Annotated in this window: 13 protein-coding genes; 5 read left to right on the top strand and 8 right to left on the bottom strand. The window is 72.6% G+C overall.

The features are described from left to right. Positions 1 to 38 precede the first annotated feature (38 nt). Positions 39 to 1,076, top strand: coding sequence for a methyltransferase domain-containing protein (locus OG242_RS12120; protein ID WP_405898163.1), 1,038 nt, complete (start codon positions 39 to 41; stop codon positions 1,074 to 1,076). On the opposite strand, the gene OG242_RS12125 is transcribed toward OG242_RS12120, so the two are convergent. The 6 genes from OG242_RS12125 to OG242_RS12150 form a co-directional block, all read right to left on the bottom strand. Beyond that, positions 1,077 to 2,378 (bottom strand): MFS transporter, encoded by a 1,302-nt coding sequence (locus OG242_RS12125; protein ID WP_405901584.1) that lies wholly within the window; start codon positions 2,376 to 2,378, stop codon positions 1,077 to 1,079. Positions 2,379 to 2,449: 71 nt separating this feature from the next. Then, positions 2,450 to 3,055, bottom strand: coding sequence for an ArsR/SmtB family transcription factor (locus tag OG242_RS12130; protein WP_405898164.1), 606 nt, complete (start codon positions 3,053 to 3,055; stop codon positions 2,450 to 2,452). 72 nt (positions 3,056 to 3,127) lie between these two features. Further along, positions 3,128 to 6,658: a transcription-repair coupling factor gene (gene mfd, locus OG242_RS12135; RefSeq protein ID WP_405898165.1), complete on the bottom strand. Its 3,531-nt coding sequence runs from the start codon at positions 6,656 to 6,658 to the stop codon at positions 3,128 to 3,130. Between the two features lie 237 nt (positions 6,659 to 6,895). Further along, the gene (locus OG242_RS12140; protein ID WP_405898166.1) at positions 6,896 to 9,475 is read right to left on the bottom strand and encodes an ABC transporter permease; all 2,580 of its coding nucleotides are present in this window, start codon (positions 9,473 to 9,475) and stop codon (positions 6,896 to 6,898) included. Beyond that, positions 9,472 to 10,260 (bottom strand): ABC transporter ATP-binding protein, encoded by a 789-nt coding sequence (locus OG242_RS12145; RefSeq protein ID WP_405898167.1) that lies wholly within the window; start codon positions 10,258 to 10,260, stop codon positions 9,472 to 9,474. Before OG242_RS12145 ends, OG242_RS12140 begins: the two co-directional genes overlap by 4 nt. A 348-nt stretch (positions 10,261 to 10,608) precedes the next feature. Beyond that, positions 10,609 to 11,199, bottom strand: coding sequence for a TetR family transcriptional regulator (locus OG242_RS12150; RefSeq protein WP_405898168.1), 591 nt, complete (start codon positions 11,197 to 11,199; stop codon positions 10,609 to 10,611). Positions 11,200 to 11,275: 76 nt separating this feature from the next. Between OG242_RS12150 and OG242_RS12155 the strand changes: the two genes are divergently transcribed. Genes OG242_RS12155 through OG242_RS12165 form a run of 3 tightly spaced genes read left to right on the top strand, consistent with a single transcriptional unit; the run spans position 11,276 to position 13,304 of the window. Continuing rightward, positions 11,276 to 11,968: an NAD(P)-dependent oxidoreductase gene (locus tag OG242_RS12155; RefSeq protein ID WP_405898169.1), complete on the top strand. Its 693-nt coding sequence runs from the start codon at positions 11,276 to 11,278 to the stop codon at positions 11,966 to 11,968. Further along, positions 11,965 to 12,369, top strand: coding sequence for a pyridoxamine 5'-phosphate oxidase family protein (locus OG242_RS12160; protein ID WP_405898170.1), 405 nt, complete (start codon positions 11,965 to 11,967; stop codon positions 12,367 to 12,369). The genes OG242_RS12155 and OG242_RS12160 overlap by 4 nt, the downstream gene beginning before the upstream one ends. Before the next feature lie 50 nt (positions 12,370 to 12,419). Further along, positions 12,420 to 13,304, top strand: a complete 885-nt coding sequence (locus OG242_RS12165; protein WP_405898171.1) for a haloalkane dehalogenase — start codon at positions 12,420 to 12,422, stop codon at positions 13,302 to 13,304. On the opposite strand, the gene OG242_RS12170 is transcribed toward OG242_RS12165, so the two are convergent. Both OG242_RS12170 and OG242_RS12175 read right to left on the bottom strand, forming a co-directional pair. Further along, on the bottom strand, positions 13,294 to 14,187 hold the full coding sequence (locus OG242_RS12170) for an aldo/keto reductase (RefSeq protein WP_405898172.1): 894 nt from the start codon (positions 14,185 to 14,187) through the stop codon (positions 13,294 to 13,296). The two genes, OG242_RS12165 and OG242_RS12170, sit on opposite strands and share 11 nt — an antisense overlap. A gap of 11 nt (positions 14,188 to 14,198) precedes the next feature. Beyond that, positions 14,199 to 15,140 carry an NAD-dependent epimerase/dehydratase family protein gene (locus OG242_RS12175; RefSeq protein ID WP_405898173.1) on the bottom strand — a complete coding sequence of 314 codons (942 nt, stop codon included), beginning with the start codon at positions 15,138 to 15,140 and terminating at the stop codon, positions 14,199 to 14,201. A gap of 70 nt (positions 15,141 to 15,210) precedes the next feature. Between OG242_RS12175 and OG242_RS12180 the strand changes: the two genes are divergently transcribed. After that, the gene (locus tag OG242_RS12180; protein WP_405898174.1) at positions 15,211 to 16,131 is read left to right on the top strand and encodes a LysR family transcriptional regulator; all 921 of its coding nucleotides are present in this window, start codon (positions 15,211 to 15,213) and stop codon (positions 16,129 to 16,131) included.

Genomic DNA, 16,131 nt, shown 5'->3' on the forward strand with positions numbered 1-16,131 from the left:
CGGGAACGCCCCGAAGGACGACCACGGCTGGAGAGTCCATGCGCACCAACGACGCCCAGATGCTCGTGCTGTGCGCACTGGCCGACGGGCCGCTGCACGGGTACGCCGTCAACGCGGCCATCGAGCAGGTCTCCGGTCAGCGCCTCGGGCCCGGGAGCCTGTACGGGGCCTTGGCCCGGCTTGAGGCCAAGCGGTTGGTGGAGCCCCTGGAGGAGAAGGGCCGGCAGCGTCCGTTCCGGCTCACGGCCGCGGGGCGGGAGCTGCTCGAACGGGAGGCGGACTCCATGGCCCGCCTGTCCGGGCGCGTGTTCGAGAGCGCTGTTCCCGACGAGGTCGGCTACCTGGACCGACTGGCCGCGACGAGCGCGGCGCGTTCCTACAAGAGCGTCATGCTCGACGCGTTGGACATCCGGCCCGGCGAGACCGCGCTCGATCTGGGGTGCGGGCCTGGCACCGATCTCCACACCCTCGCCGAGGCGGTCGGACCCTCGGGCAGGGTGATCGGCCTTGACTCCAGTCAGAGGATGGTCGAGCGAGCGCGTACACGTATGCACGGCTCGTCCACCGTCGCGGTCGAGCTGGGTGACATCCACGCGCTCCCGTTCGAGGACGGCGGCATCGACCGCGCCCGGACCGACCGCATGCTCCAGCATGTGGCCGACCCCGCCCGGGCACTCGCGGAGGCCCGCCGCGTCCTGCGCCCGGGCGGCAGGCTCGTCATGGGCGAACCGGACTGGGATTCGCTGACCATCGACTACCCCGACCTTGAGGTCTCCCGGGCCTACACCCGCCACGTGACGGACAAGGTCGTACGCAACGGGGTCATCGGCCGTCAACTGGCCCGCCTCGCCCTGGACGCGGGATTCACCGTACCGGCCGTCGTCCCGGTCGTCTCCGTCTTCCGTGACGTCCAGGCCGCGGACCAGATCCTCGGCCTCCAGCGCAACACCGAGCGCGCCGTGTCCGCGGGCTACCTGCCCGCCTCGGCCTCGCAGGGGTGGCTCGAGCGTCTCGCCACGGAGCCCTTCTTCGCCGCGGTGACCCTGTACGTCGTCGTCGCGGAGGCCACCGCGTAGTCACCGGGCATCCGCTTCGGACCCACCCCCCACTGAACCCCCGTACACCTCCGTGTCCGACTCCAGATCCCGGATGCGCGGAATCGGTGACGGCAGGAGCCACAGCAAGGAGAGGCACCCGCCCACCGCCGCCGTCAGGAGCGTGGGGCGCAGGCCGAGGAGCGTGGCCAGGGCGCCTCCGGCTACCGCGCCCACCGGGCGTACGCCGTAGTTGACCGTGCCGAAGGCTCCCGCCACGCGGCTGCGCATCCCGTCCGGGATCACCGCCGCCTGGAGGGAGTTGAGGTTGACGTCGAACAGCATGACGCCGAAGCCCGAGAGGAACTCCGCCCCGGCCAACGTGGTGGCGCGGAGCCAGAGCGGGCCGTTCGCGGCGGCCGCGAGGGCGATCGGGGCGGGGAAGAGGACCGCGCCCACGAGGATGCCCCGGCCCACGCCCAGGCGGCGGGAGATCGCCGGGGCGCACACCGCGCCGAGCAGCGCGCCGGTCGCGCCGAGGCCCAGCGCGAGGCCGATCGCGCCGGCCGACAGGCCGAGGTCGCGCGTCGCGAACAGGACGAGCAGACCGCTGCCGCCGACGAAGGTGAAGAAGTTGACCGTCGTCGCGCAGCCCAGCGAGGCCCGCAGCACCGGGTGGCGCACCACGAACGCCAGGCCCTCGCGGGCGCTGCGCAGCAGCGGGGGCGCCGCCGGGCCGGTGGCGGGCGGCTCGTCGACCGGAATGCGGCCGATCAGCGCCGCCGACGCCAGGAACGACAGCGCGTCCACCACGATCGCCACGGGTGCGGTCAGCGCCTGGACCAGCGCGCCGCCGACCGCGGGGCCGGCCACGTAGGAGGCGGAACGGCTGGTGCTGATCCTGCTGTTGGCGTCCACGTACGACGCCCTCGGCACGAGCTGTACGAAGAACGGCGGGTACGCGGTGTTGAACAGCAGCTCGCCCGCGCCCGCCAGGACCGCCACCACGTACAGCTGGGTCAGCGTCACCGACCCCAGGACGTACGCGGCCGGCAGGCTCAGCAGGACCGCCGCGCGCTGGATGTCGGCCAGGACCATCAGACGGCGCTTGCGGGGGCGCCGGTCCACCCACGCGCCCACGAATATCCCGAGCAGGTTGGGCGCCCAGACGAGGGCGGTCAGCCAGGCGACCTGGTTGGCGGAGGCGCCCAGGGTGCTGACGGCGATCAGCGGCAGGGCCAGTTCGGTGATCCGGTCGCCGAACTGGGAGACGGTGTTCCCCGCCCAGAAGCGGGTGAACCGCCGGTCCCGTCCTAACGACGGCGCATTCGCGGGCGGGGATATCTCGGTGGCCGGGGGCGTGTCGGAGGCTGCGGATGCGTCGGAGGCCGTCGGCGCCTGCCCGGATTCGGTGCTCACGACTCCGAACCCCCCTCGGTCCCGCCCTCCGGCAGCGCGTACCGCAGCAGCGCCACGCCCCGGCTTCCCTCGGGGTGGTCCGCCGCGTCGCGGGTGACGTACGGGGCGAGCACCTGCTCGATCCCGTCCTCGATCGCGGCGAGTTCCTCGTCGGTCACCGTGACCCGGGTGTGGGCAAGACCCGCGGCCGCCCGCCACTTCGGGTCGAGGCCGGGCTCGACCTCGGCGGCCCAGCGGGCCGGGAGGTCCGCGGTGCGCAGGAACATCTGGCGCGAGAGCTCCCGCGCGGCCGAGTGGCCCTCGCCGTCCGCCGGGTCCTGCGGCGCGTCGAAGCGGAAGCCGCGCGCGACCGCCTCCCAGCGGCGGCTGCGGCGGTCGGGGCCGGGGGCGCTGTCGCGGACCAGGCCGAACGTCGCGAGGTGGCGCAGATGCCAGCTGGTCACCGAGGGGGTCGCCCCGACGTCCGGCGCCAGTTCGGTGGCGGTCGCCGGGCCGTCCCGGCCCAGCCGTTCGAGGATCGCGAGGCGCACGGGGTGCGCCAGGGCGCGCATCGTCTGCGGGTCGGTGATTTCGAGGTCGCCCATGCGGTTGCTGGAGTCCATGACGTGAGAGTGTGCTCTCACATATTGTGAGAGTCAACTCTCACAACTGGACTCCAGCAGCCTTCCGGGGCTCTACGACCCGAGGATCGTCGTCAGGAACTCCCCCGTCCACGCCAGCAGTTCGCGTCCCACCACCGGCTTGCCGCCGATCTTGCCCGTGGTCGGGCGCGGCACCAGGATCTGGTGGACGGCCGGTTTGATGACCGTCTTCGGGTACAGCCGCTTCAGCCGCAGCTCCTGCGACTCGCGCAGCTCCACCGGCGCGAAGCGGATGTTCGGGCCCTGGAGCACGATGTCGCCGACCCCGCAGGCGCGGGCCAGCATGCGCAGGCCGGCCACCAGGAGGAGGTTCTCGACCGGCTCGGGCAGCTTGCCGTAGCGGTCGGTCAGCTCCTCGCGGACCGCCTTGATGTCGTCCTCCGAGGTCGCCGATGCGATCGACCGGTACGCCTGGAGGCGCAGCCGCTCGCCGGGGGCGTAGTCGTGCGGGACGTGCGCGTCGACCGGGAGCTCGATCTTGACCTCCAGCGGCGGCTCCTCCTCCACGCCGCCCTCCAGGGACGCCCGGTAGTCCGCGACCGCCTCGCCCACCATGCGTACGTACAGGTCGAAGCCGACGCCCGCGATGTGGCCGGACTGTTCGCCGCCGAGGAGGTTGCCCGCGCCGCGGATCTCCAGGTCCTTCATGGCCACGTACATGCCGGCGCCCATCTCGGTGTGCTGGGCGATCGTGGCGAGGCGCTCGTGGGCGGTCTCGGTCAGCGGCTTCTCCGGCGGGTACAGGAAGTACGCGTAACCCCGGTCGCGGCCGCGGCCGACGCGGCCGCGCAGCTGGTGCAGCTGGGAGAGACCGAAGTTGTCGCCGCGTTCCACGATCAGCGTGTTGGCGTTGGAGATGTCGATGCCGGACTCGACGATCGTCGTGGAGACCAGCACGTCGAACTTCTTCTCCCAGAAGTCCACCACGACCTGTTCCAGGGCCTGTTCGGACATCTGGCCGTGCGCCGTGGCGATCCGCGCCTCGGGCACGATCTCGCGCAGCCGCGCCGCCGCCCGGTCGATCGACTCGACCCGGTTGTGGATGTAGAACGCCTGGCCCTCACGCAGCAGTTCACGCCGGATCGCGGCGCCGATCTGCTTCTCCTCGTACGGGCCGACGAAGGTCAGGACCGGGTGGCGCTCCTCGGGCGGGGTGGTGATGGTCGACATCTCACGGATGCCGGTGACCGCCATTTCGAGCGTACGGGGGATGGGCGTCGCGGACATCGTCAGCACGTCCACGTTGGCGCGGAGCTTCTTCAGCTGCTCCTTGTGCTCGACGCCGAACCGCTGCTCCTCGTCGACGATGACCAGGCCCAGGTCCTTGAACTTCGTCTCGGAGGAGAAGAGGCGGTGGGTGCCGATGACCAGGTCGACGGCGCCGTCCTTCAGCCCCGCGAGCGTCGCCTTGGACTCGGTCTCCGACTGGAAGCGGCTCAGCGCGCGTACGTTGACGGGGAACTGGGAATAGCGCTCGGTGAACGTGCCGTAGTGCTGCTGCACCAGGAGCGTGGTGGGGACGAGGACGGCGACCTGCTTCCCGTCCTGGACCGCCTTGAACGCGGCGCGGACCGCGATCTCCGTCTTGCCGTACCCGACGTCGCCGCAGATCAACCGGTCCATCGGGACCGACTTCTCCATGTCCTCCTTGACCTCGGCGATCGTCGTCAGCTGGTCGGGCGTCTCCGCGTACGGGAAGGCGTCCTCCAGCTCGCGCTGCCAGGGGGTGTCCGGGCCGAAGGTGTGGCCGGGGGCCGCCATCCGGGCCGAGTACAGCTTGATCAGGTCGGCGGCGATCTCCTTGACGGCCTTCTTGGCGCGCGCCTTCGTCTTCGTCCAGTCCGCGCCGCCGAGCCGGTGCAGGGTCGGGGCCTCGCCGCCGACGTACTTGGTGACCTGCTCCAGCTGGTCGGTCGGGATGTACAGCCGGTCGCCGGGCTGGCCGCGCTTGGCGGGGGCGTACTCGACGAGCAGGTACTCGCGCGTCGCGCCCTGGACCGTGCGCTGGACCATCTCGATGTAGCGGCCCACGCCGTGCTGCTCGTGGACGATGTAGTCGCCGGTCTCCAGCGTCAGCGGGTCGATGGTCTTGCGCCGCCTGACCGGCATCCGGCCCAGGTCCTTGGTGGCGGTGCGCTGGCCGGTGAGGTCCGTCTCGGTGAGGACCGAGAGCTTCAGGCCGGGGTGGACGAAGCCGTGGTCGATGGCCCCGCACGAGACGTGGACCACGGACGGGGTGATCTCCTCCAGGTCCGGGTCGAGCCGGGCCGCGATCCCCTCGCCGCCCAGCATCTCGACGGTACGCGAGGCGAGCCCCTGGCCCTCCGTGACGTACACCGTGCGCCAGCCGTCGGCCAGCCTGCCCTTGGTGTCGGCGAACGCCCGCGCGGTGTCGCCCCGGTACGTCTCCGGGGCCTGCATCCCGAGCGACAGCGTGTCCGCGTCCAGCTCGGCGTCGGCGGCGAACGGGGAGATCGACCACCACATCATGTCCAGCTCACGGGCCCGCTCGCGCACGTCCGCGATGCCCCGCAGCGAGGCCGCGCCGACGTCGATCGGGGCCTCGCCGCCGCCCGCCGACGCCGCCCAGGACGCCTGCAGGAACTCCTGGCTCGTGGCGACCAGGTCGGCGGCCCGGGTCCGCACCCGCTCGGGGTCGCACACGAGGGCCATCGCGCCCTCGGGCAGCACGTCGAGCAGCAGCTCCATGTCGTCGACGAGGACCGGGGCCAGGGACTCCATGCCCTCCACCGCGATGCCCTGGGCGATCTTGTCGAGGAGTTCGCCCAGCTCGGGGTGGGCCTCGGCGAGTGCGGCGGCCCGCTCGCGCACCTCGTCGGTCAGCAGCAGCTCACGGCAGGGGGGCGCCCACAGTCCGTGCTCGGCGACCTCCAGGGACCGCTGGTCGGCGATCTTGAAGTAGCGGATCTCCTCGACGTCGTCGCCCCAGAACTCCACCCGCAGCGGGTGCTCCTCGGTCGGCGGGAACACGTCCAGGATGCCGCCGCGCACCGCGAACTCGCCGCGCTTCTCGACCAGTTCGACCCGGGCGTACGCGGCTGCCGCCAGCGCCTCCACGATCTCGCCGAGATCCGCGCTCTGCCCGGTGCGCAGCGACACGGGCTCCAGGTCGGCGAGCCCCTTGACCTGTGGCTGGAGCACGGACCGGATCGGCGCGACGACGACCGAGACCGGCCCGGTCTCCGGGTCGTCCGCGCGCGGGTGCGCGAGGCGCCGCAGCACCGCCAGCCGGCGGCCCACGGTGTCGGAGCGGGGCGACAGGCGCTCGTGCGGCAGGGTCTCCCAGGACGGGAACTCCGCGATGGTGTCCGCCGGCAGCATGGTGCGCAGCGCGGCCGCCAGGTCCTCCGCCTCCCGGCCGGTCGCGGTGACCGCGAGCACCGTGCGCCCGGCGTCCCTGGCCAGCGCGGCGACGGCGAAGGGCCGCGCGGCGGGCGGGCCCACCAGGTCGATGTGCATCCGGTGGCCGTCACCGGCGGCCTTCACCGCTTCGTCGAGCGCCGGATCACGTACGACGACATCCAGCAGACCGTTCAGGCTCATGAAGGGGGCTTCCGTCCGGGTGGTGAGGAGTGGCCTGACGGCCGGCTGCCGCCAGGGCGCGCTGCCCCGGGGGCAACGCGAAGGGCCCGACACGTGAAACGCACCGGGGGTTCCAGCGTACGACCCGGGGCGGACAGCCGCTTGCGCGACAGGGGACACGCGGGCCCCCGCCGTACACACGGGACCGGCCCCGGCCCGCTCCGAGGAGCGTGCCGGGGCCGGTCCCGTGGTCGTGTCTCACCCGTCCGCGGCGATCGCGTTCAGCACGTTCATCCGGCCCGCCCGGAAGGCCGGGACCAGGGCGGCGAACAGTCCGACGAAGGCGGAGGCGACGAACACCGTGATGATGGTCGGCCACGGGATGTCCAGGGTGCCGAGGCCCTCCAGGGCCAGCAGCTGCTGGGCCGAGGTGCCCCAGCCCATGCCCAGGCCGAGGCCGAGCAGGGCGCCGAAGAGGGCGATGACCACGGACTCCAGCCGGATCATCCGGCGCAGCTGGCGGCGGGAGAGGCCGATGGCGCGCATCAGGCCGATCTCGCGGGTCCGCTCGACGACCGACAGGGCCAGGGTGTTCACCACACCGAGGACCGCGACGATGATCGCCAGGGCGAGCAGGCCGTACACGACGTTCAGGAGCTGGCCGATCTGGTCCTTCAGGTCCTCCTTGAAGTCGGCCTGGTTCTGGACCTTGTACGTCGGGTACTGCGCGAGCGCGTCCTTGAGCGCCGCGTAGGCCGCGTCCTCCTCGCCGTCCTTCGCCTTGGCGAACATGATCATGTTCTGCGGCATCTTGCCGGCGGGGACGTACCGCTGCGCGGTCGAGGTGTTCATGTACATCGCGCCCTGGTCGAGCGCGGTGTCGTCCGAGGTGATCGCGGCGACCTTCAGCTTCGCCGTGTCGCCTCCCTTGAACGCGACGGTGATCGTGTCGCCGACCTCGACGTGGTGCGCGGTGGCGTAGTCGTCGCCGACGGACATGGCGTCCTTGCCGTACGCCTTCTCCAGGTCACCGGAGAGGACCTCGCGCCGCACGTCCTGCGCGTACGTCGGGTCGGCCGCCGTGACCTCCTCGTTCTTCGTGGTGCCGTCCGGGCCGGTCAGCTTCGCGTCCAGGACCTTGTAGTGCGTGAGGTGGTCCATGCCGGGCACGGAGGCCAGCGCCTCGGCGGCCTGCGGCACGATCGGCTGGCCGTTGCCCGCCTGGACGATGAAGTCCGCGCCGACCGACTTGTCCAGCTCTTCGGTGGCCGAGGCGACCATGGAGGAGCCGACCACGGACAGGCAGGCCACCAGGGCCAGGCCGATCATCAGGGCCGCGCCGGTCGCTCCGGTGCGGCGCGGGTTGCGCAGGGCGTTGCGCTCGGCGAGCCGGCCGACGGGGCCGAAGAACCGCAGCAGGACGGCGCTCAGCGCCCGTACGACGACTCCGGCGAGCAGCGGGCCGATCACGATGAAGCCGACGAGGGTGAGCAGGACGCCCAGGCCGAGGAGGCCGGAGCCGTCGCTCGCCTTGTCCGCCTGCGTCGTCGCCCACAGGGCGGCGGCGCCGGCGACGGTGACGACCAGGCCGAGGCCGGCCCTGATCCAGCCGGACTTGGCGTCCGCGGGGGTCCCGGCGTCGCGCAGGGCGGCCATGGGCGAGATCTTGCCGGCCCGGCGGGCCGGGATGTACGCGGCGAGGACCGTGACGATGATGCCGAGCGCGAGGCCGGTCACGGGGGTCGTCCAGGCGATGGTGAGGTCGTCGGTGGACAGCTCCATGCCGATGGCGCCCATGACCTTCATGAGCCCGACGGCGATCCCGATTCCGGCGCCGACGCCGAGGATCGATCCGAAGATGCCCAGGAGCACCGCCTCCAGCAGCACCGAGCGGTTGACCTGCTTGCGGCTGGAGCCGATGGCCCGCATCAGGCCGATCTCGCGGGTGCGCTGGGCGACCAGCATCGAGAAGGTGTTGACGATGAGGAAGATGCCGACGAGGAAGGCGATCCCGGCGAAGCCGAGCATCGCGTACTTCATGACGTCGAGGAACGACCCCATGGAGTCCTTGTTGGCGTCGGCCGCTTCCTGCTGGGTCTGGATCTTGTACGCGGCCGAGCCGGCGAGCGCCTCGGCCACGTTCTGCTTCAACCGGGCGTCGCTGACGCCGGGTTCGGCGGTGAGGGAGAGGTGCGTGAAGACGTCGGGGGCGCCGAGCAGCGCGCGCTGGGCGGTGGCGGTGTCGAGGTAGACGATCGCCGCGCCGGGGTTGGTCACCTTGAAGGTGGCGATGCCGCTGATCTTCCCGGTGATGTCGCCGGTGGCCGCGATGGTGCGCAGCTCGTCGCCGAGCTTCAGGTGGTGCTTCTCCGCGGTGTCGGCGTCGACCATGACCTCGGTCGGGCCGCGCGGGGCGTGACCGGAGGTGATCTCCATGGACCGCAGGTCGTTCTGCGTCCAGTTGCCGGCGATGGTCGGGGCGCCGGTCTCGGAGCCCATGTTCTTGTTGTGGCTGTCGACGACGGTGACGGCCGGGCTGGAGACCCCGCCCTCGGCCTTCTTCACGCCGTCGGCCTTCGCCACCCGGGCGAGGACCGAGGCGGACAGCGACTCCGGCTTGCCGTTCTGCGGGATGTCGTCGACCTTGGCGTTCTTCGGGCTGACGGTGACATCGGCGGAGGTCGCGGCGAAGAGCTTGTCGAACGTGGTGTTCATGGTGTCGGTGAAGACGAGCGTCCCGCAGACGAACGCCACCGACAGCAGGACGGCGACGGCGGAGAGCGCCATGCGTCCCTTGTGCGCGAAGAAGTTGCGCATCGAGGTCTTCCACACGGTCATGACGTCCGCCCGCGCGCGTCGAAGTCCTTCATGCGGTCCAGCACCTGGTCGGCGGTGGGGTTGTGCATCTCGTCGACGATGCGTCCGTCGGCGAGGTAGAGCACCCGGTCCGCGTACGAGGCGGCGACCGGGTCGTGGGTGACCATGACGATGGTCTGGCCCAGCTCGTCCACGGACTTGCGCAGGAACGTCAGCACCTCGGCGCCGGCCCGCGAGTCCAGGTTCCCGGTCGGCTCGTCACCGAAGATGATCTCCGGCTGCGCGGCGAGGGCCCGTGCCACGGCGACGCGCTGCTGCTGGCCGCCGGAGAGCTGGGTCGGCCGGTGCTTGAGCCGGCCGGCCAGGCCGACGGTCTCCACGACCTGGTTGAGCCACCCGGCGTCGGGCTTGCGGCCCGCGATGTCCATCGGCAGCGTGATGTTCTCCAGCGCGTTCAGCGTCGGCAGGAGGTTGAACGCCTGGAAGATGAACCCGATCCGGTCGCGGCGGAGCTGGGTGAGCTTCTTGTCCTTCAGGCCGGTGATCTCGGTCTCGGCCAGGTGGATCTGACCGGACGTCACGGTGTCCAGGCCGGCCAGGCAGTGCATCAGCGTCGACTTGCCGGAGCCGGACGGGCCCATGATCGCCGTGAACTGCCCGCGGGCGATGTCCACGTCGACGTGGTCGAGCGCCATGACCCGGGTCTCGCCGGTCCCGTACGCCTTGACGACCTGCCGCGCCCGCGCAGCCACGGCCGTACGCCCTCCAGTGCCCCCGTGCCTGGGAATGGTTACAGCCGTTGTCACGGTTTTTCTCCTATGTCGGTCAGCGACGGGTTGTCGCCGTCTGCTGTGAAGTCTGCTGGCTGGAGGGGGTCCGGCGCGCTGGTGCCCAGCGCAGTCTTCCGGTGGGGTTTTCCCCACCCCGTCCCCTGCGGTCCGCCCTTCGGCGGCGGGTTCGCGGTGCGTCCGCGGTACGTCGAACACGCTACGGAAAGGGGCCGCCCGGGCACGTCCTCCGGCGGGAGGAACGGCCCCTGGCCCGGAGTAAGGAGCTCCCCCTAGGGGGCTGGACCCCTGGGTTGACCCCCGTCTCAGGGACTGCACCCAGGGGTCCACACCGCCCGGCGGAGACCGGCGTAACCGGAAGAGGCCCTACCGGCGGCGCGGGGCGAGGGCGGCGCTCAGGGCGGGGGTGAGGGCGGCGCGGGTCTCCGCCGGGGTGAGAGCGGCAGGGGTCGGCAGCGGGTTCAGGTAGCGGGTGTAGATGATCCCGCCGAGCACGGTCACGGCCGCGGTGGCGCGGGCGGTCGCGTCCCGGCCGCCGAGAAATTCAACGAGCGGCCCGAGCAGCTCCTGTTCCAGGTATTCGCGGACGACCTCGGCGGCGGTCCCGCCCCGGGTCGACAGGCGCCGGAAGTCGGCGTCCTCCCACAGGTCCGTCACCGCGTCGATCAGCCGGCCGGGCAGGGTGGCCGGGTCACCGCCCAGCACCTCGTCCACCGAGAGCGCACTGGCGCACTGGAACTGCATCACGTCCGCGAACAGGCCCTTCTTGGACCCGAAGTGATACGAGATCAGGGCCGGGTCCACCCCGGCGGCACCGGCCACCGCGCGCAGCGTGGTCGCCCGGTAGCCGCGCTCCAGGAACAGCGCACGCGCCGCCACCACGAGCGACTCACGGATCGGCGGATTGCCCCGGGGGCGGCCACGGGTCCGGGCGGGAGCGGCCACGGCGTTATTCATCAGCGTTGAGCCTGCGTCGCGTGATCCGCACAGTCAAGGGCGTTCCCACCGCACCCCGAAGGAAGCAGCCCACACCATGCGCATCACGCTCTTCGGCGCCACCGGCCCGACCGGACGCCACCTCACCGAGCAGGCCGTCGCCGCCGGTCACGAGGTCACCGCCGTCATCCGCCGCCCCGGTTCGCTGCCGGCCCGCCCCGGGGTCACCCCGGCCGTCGCCGATGCCACCGACCCGGCGGCCGTGGACGCCGCGGTCGAGGGGGCGGACGCGGTCCTGTCCGCGCTCGGCGCCCGCTTCAGCAAGCAGCCCGTCACCCTGTACTCGGAAAGCGCCACGGCCATCACCCGGGCCATGAGCCGGCACGGCGTGGGGCGGCTGCTGGTCGTCAGCTCCAGCATCGCCGACCCCGAGTGGCGGCCGACCGGGGCGCACTTCTTCAACCATGTGCTCGACCCACTGGTGAACCGGCGCCTGGGCCGCACCCTGCACGCGGACATGCGCCGCATGGAGGACGTCGTCGGCCGCACGGCCCTCAACTGGACCCTGGTGCGCCCGTCGGGCCTCTTCGAGCACCCCGTCGTCACCGACTACCGCACCGCCCCGTCCAGCGCCGACGGCGTCTTCACGGCCCGCTCCGACCTTGCCGCGAGCATGCTGCGCGAACTGGAGGAACGGCGCCATGTGCGTACGGCCATGGGCGTCGTCACGACCGCCGTGAAGCCGAACATCGCCAAGCTGATCTGGAACGAGGGTGTGAAGAAGAAGTGAGCCGCGACCGCCCCCGGCTCACCGCCACCGCCCGCGACTTCCTCGCCCTCGGCCGCACGGCCACCCTCACCACGCTGCGCCCCGACGGCACCCCGCACGTGACCCCGGTCCGCTTCACCTTCGACGCGTCCACGGGCCTGGCCCGGGTGACCACCAGGGCCGGCGCCCGCAAGGCGCGCAACGTGTCGGCGGGCGGCCCGGCGGCCCGGGTCGCGCTCTGCCAGGCCGACGTCTTCCGCTGGATCACCCTCGAAGGCCGGGCCTCGGTGGCCGGCGATCCCGTACGCCTGGCGGAGGCCGTGCGCCGCTACACCGCCCGCTACGGGGCGGCCCCGCCCGGCCCGCCGGACCTGGCGGTCATCGAGATCGCCGTCGACCGGGTCCTGAGCCTCAACGTCTGAGACCGCACGCCACGAGATCCACCGTCCCGAAAGTGATGTGACGCAAGACCATGCCCACCGTTCCCGTCCTCGGCACCACCGTCCACTACCGCGAGTCCGGCGACCCCGACGGCCTGCCGTTCGTCTTCCTCCACGGCAATCCGACCTCCTCCCACCTGTGGCGCAACGTCCTGCCGGGGGTGGCCGCGCCCGGCCGCCGGCTGCTGGCCCCCGACCTCATCGGCATGGGCGAGTCCGGCAAACCCGACCTCGCGTACTCCTTCGACGACCACGCCCGCCACCTCGACGCCTGGTTCGACACGCTCGGCCTGACCGAGGCCGTGCTCGTCGGCCACGACTGGGGCGGCGCGCTCGCCTTCGACCGGGCCGCGCGCCTCCCCGGGGCCGTCCGCGCGCTCGCCTTCACGGAGACGATCGTGAAGCCGCTGTACGGTGACGAGTTCCCGGCGGAGGGACGCGAGTTGTTCACTCTCCTGCGTACACCGGGCGTGGGCGAGAGCATGATCCTGGAACAGGACGCGTTCATCGACGGGCTGCCGGCCACGCTCGCCACCCCGCTCGCCCCGGCCGATCTCGACGCCTACCGCCGCCCCTTCCCCACCCCAAAGAGCCGCCGGCCCGTCCTGGCGTGGACGCGCATGATGCCGCTGGACGGCGAGCCGGCCGGTGTCGTGGCCCGGATCGAGCGCTACGACGCCTGGCTGGCCGCCACCCCCGAAGTCCCCAAGCTGCTGGCCGCGTTCGAACCGGGGCCCGGAGCCATGACCGACGCGGGAGCGGTGGCCTGGTGCGAGGCGAACATCGCGGGCCTGGAGGTCTCCCGGCACGGCGTCGCCGGGCACCACACCCCGGAGGACCGCCCCGGGGAGCTGGCGTCGACCATCGCCGACTGGGCGGACCGCCACGGGCTCGGGCGGCGGCCGGTCACCGGCTGAGGCGGTCCGCGGCCTCGTCCAGCAGCGCCGTCTCCTCCTCGCCCAGGTCGAGTTCGGCCGCCCGCGCCGAGTCCCGCACGGATGCCGGGCGGCTGGCTCCCGGCACGGGGACCATCGCCGGGGACCGGGCCAGCAGCCAGGCCAGCGCGACCTGTTGGGGGCTCACTCCGCGCGCGGCGGCGACGCGGTGGAACGCGGTGCCTTCGGAGGCCGGCCCCGACGGGCCGTCGAGCGCACTGCGGGAGATGCCGCCCAGCGGGCTCCACGGCAGGAAGGCGAGGCCCGCGCGTTCGCTGAGCCGGAGCTCGGCCTCGCTGCCCCGCACGGCGGGCGAGTACTGGTTCTGTACGGAGACCAGGGCGTCGCCGAGGATGACCCGCGCCGCGCGGATCTGCCCGGTGGTCACATTGGAGATCCCGGCGGCGCGGATCGTGCCGGCGTCCACCAGATCGCGCAGCGCGCCGACGGAGTCCGCCCATGGCACCTCGGGGTCCGGCTTGTGCAGCTGGTAGAGGCCGATGGCCTCGACGCCCAGGCGTCCGGCGGACTCCTCGGCGGCCCGCCGGAGGTGCTCGGGGGTGCCGGTGACGGTCCAGCTGCCGTCGCCGGGCCGCCCGCGCCCGCCCTTGGTGGCGACCAGCACGCCGGAGGTGTCACCGCCGTAGCTCCGCAGCGCGCGGGCGACGAGGCGCTCGTTGTGGCCCTGCTCGCCGGCGTGCCAGTGGTAGCTGTCGGCGGTGTCGATGAGGGTGATGCCCGCGTCGAGCGCGGCGTGGACGGTGGCCAGGGCCCGCCGTTCGTCGGGGCGTCCTTCGATGGAGAGCGGCATGGCCCCGAGCCCGATGGCACTGACCTTCAGCTCTCCGACGGTGCGGTAACGCATGGGCGTACTCCTCAGGAGGCGGGGGCGGCGGCCGCGGCGGATGCTTCGGCGACGGCGGCGGGCAGCCAGTCGGCGGTACGGGAGAAGACGAAACCCAGCTCCTTCGCACGGCGGTTGCTCATCGCGTAGAACCGGTCGAAGGAGAACGGGCTCGTCGGCTCACCCGGGCCGACGGTCCGGTGCACGGGGCGCCCACCGCTCTCCGCCGCCACGAGGGCGGTCAGGGCGGTCACGTCGAGCAGGCCGTCGGAGCAGGCGTTCAGCGGACCGGTGAAGCCGGTGGCCGTGGCGGCCCAGCAGAGCAGGCCGGCCAGCTCCGCGTAGTGGATGAAGACGCTGGGCTGCTCCTCGCGGTGTACGGCGATCGGCTCGCCCCGGCCGACGCGCTCCACGTAGTGCGCCAGGCGGCCGGTGAACTCCTGCGCGCCGCCGCCGAGTACGTGGGCGCTGCGTACGGAGGCGAAGGCGAACGGGCCCTCCCGGGTGAACACCGCCTCGGCCTGCCGCTTGCCCTCGGCGTAGTGGTCCTCCAGGTACGCCGCGTCGTGCCACGGCAGGTCAGGACGTACCCGCCAGCCGGCCGGGTCCACGCGCTCCTCCGCCACGGGGACGCCGGGGGTGACGGGCGGCAGCGCGGCCGTCGCCGGATCGTAGACCTCGATGGTGGAGGTCATGACGTACCGCGCGGCGCGGTCCCCGAAGACGCGGACCGCGCTCGCGGCCTGGACCGGGGTGTAGCAGACCTGGTCGACGACCACGTCGAAGGTGCGGCCGCCGAGCGCGGCGGTGAGGGCGGCCTCGTCGTCGCGGTCCACGACGAGGTGCTCGGCTCCCGGGGGCGGCGGGGCGGAGCCGCGGTTCACGACCGTGACCCGGTGCCCGGCCTCCAGCGACCGTTGGACCAGGAGCTTTCCGAAGTACCGGCTTCCGCCGACGACGCAGATCCTTTGCATGCCTCCATCCTGGAGACGTACCGTCAGCAGCAGAAGTACCGGCTTGCTGAACCCGTATGAAGGAAAACTGTTGATCGATGTGCAGCGGCTCCGCGTGCTGCGGGCCGTGGCCGAGCACGGCAGCTTCAACCGGGCGGCCGCCGCCCTGCGGCTGACCCCCTCGGCCGTCTCCCAGCAGGTGGCCGCCCTGGAGCGCGGCCTCGGCACCCAGGTCGTCTCGCGCAGCACGCGCGGGGTCACCCTGACCCGGGCGGGCCGGATCATGGTCGGCGCCGCCGAGTCGGTCGCCGCCGAACTCGCCCACGCGACAAGGCAGGTCGGCGAACTCGCCACGGGCCGGACCCAGCTCACCGTCGCCACCTTCACCAGCGGGGGCAGGCTGCTGCTCCCCGGCGCCCTCACCGAACTGACGGCGGACCACCCCGGCACGGTCGTCCACATCCGGGAGTACGAGCCCGAGGACAGCCTCCCGCTGGTCCGCCAGGGTGCCGTGGACCTCGCACTCGCCTACCACTTCGACGGCCCGCTGCCCGGCGGGCCGGGGCCGGGCCGCGCCCCGGAGTGGACCGCGCTCATGGACGACCCACTGCACGTCGTGCTGGAGAGCCGCCACCGCCTCGCTGCCCGCGACACCCTCGACATCGCCGAACTGGCCGGTGAGCCCTGGGTGCTCGGCTGCCTGAAGACGGAGGCGTACCTGCGCCGCTACGCCGGGCGGGCCGGGTTCGCCCCGGACATCCGCGCCACGACGACCGACTACTTCTTCGCCCGCTCGCTCGTCGCCGCGGGCATGGGCGTCTCGCTGATCCCGTCCGTCGCGCTGACCCCGGACATCCCCGGCCTGCGCACCGTCCCGGTGAGCCGTCCGGCCCCGGCACGGCACATCGGCGCCGCGACCCTCGGCCATCCCCACGCCCGCCCCCAGGTCGCCGCCCTGATCCGGGCGCTGCGGAAACAGGCCGCCCCATGGCGGGAGCGGCCCGCCGGCTGA

Source organism: Streptomyces sp. NBC_00727 (genome assembly GCF_045161745.1).
In the GTDB taxonomy this organism is placed as follows: Bacteria; Actinomycetota; Actinomycetes; order Streptomycetales; family Streptomycetaceae; genus Streptomyces.

Bases quoted from the DNA above. Each gene is read 5' to 3' on its own strand.
- OG242_RS12120 (WP_405898163.1), top strand. From the start codon at position 39: ATGCGCACCAACGACGCCCAGATGCTCGTGCTGTGCGCACTGGCCGAC.
- OG242_RS12130 (WP_405898164.1), bottom strand. From the start codon at position 3,055: ATGGACTCCAGCAACCGCATGGGCGACCTCGAAATCACCGACCCGCAG.
- mfd (WP_405898165.1), bottom strand. From the start codon at position 6,658: ATGAGCCTGAACGGTCTGCTGGATGTCGTCGTACGTGATCCGGCGCTC.
- OG242_RS12140 (WP_405898166.1), bottom strand. From the start codon at position 9,475: ATGACCGTGTGGAAGACCTCGATGCGCAACTTCTTCGCGCACAAGGGA.
- OG242_RS12150 (WP_405898168.1), bottom strand. From the start codon at position 11,199: ATGAATAACGCCGTGGCCGCTCCCGCCCGGACCCGTGGCCGCCCCCGG.
- OG242_RS12155 (WP_405898169.1), top strand. From the start codon at position 11,276: ATGCGCATCACGCTCTTCGGCGCCACCGGCCCGACCGGACGCCACCTC.
- OG242_RS12165 (WP_405898171.1), top strand. From the start codon at position 12,420: ATGCCCACCGTTCCCGTCCTCGGCACCACCGTCCACTACCGCGAGTCC.
- OG242_RS12170 (WP_405898172.1), bottom strand. From the start codon at position 14,187: ATGCGTTACCGCACCGTCGGAGAGCTGAAGGTCAGTGCCATCGGGCTC.
- OG242_RS12175 (WP_405898173.1), bottom strand. From the start codon at position 15,140: ATGCAAAGGATCTGCGTCGTCGGCGGAAGCCGGTACTTCGGAAAGCTC.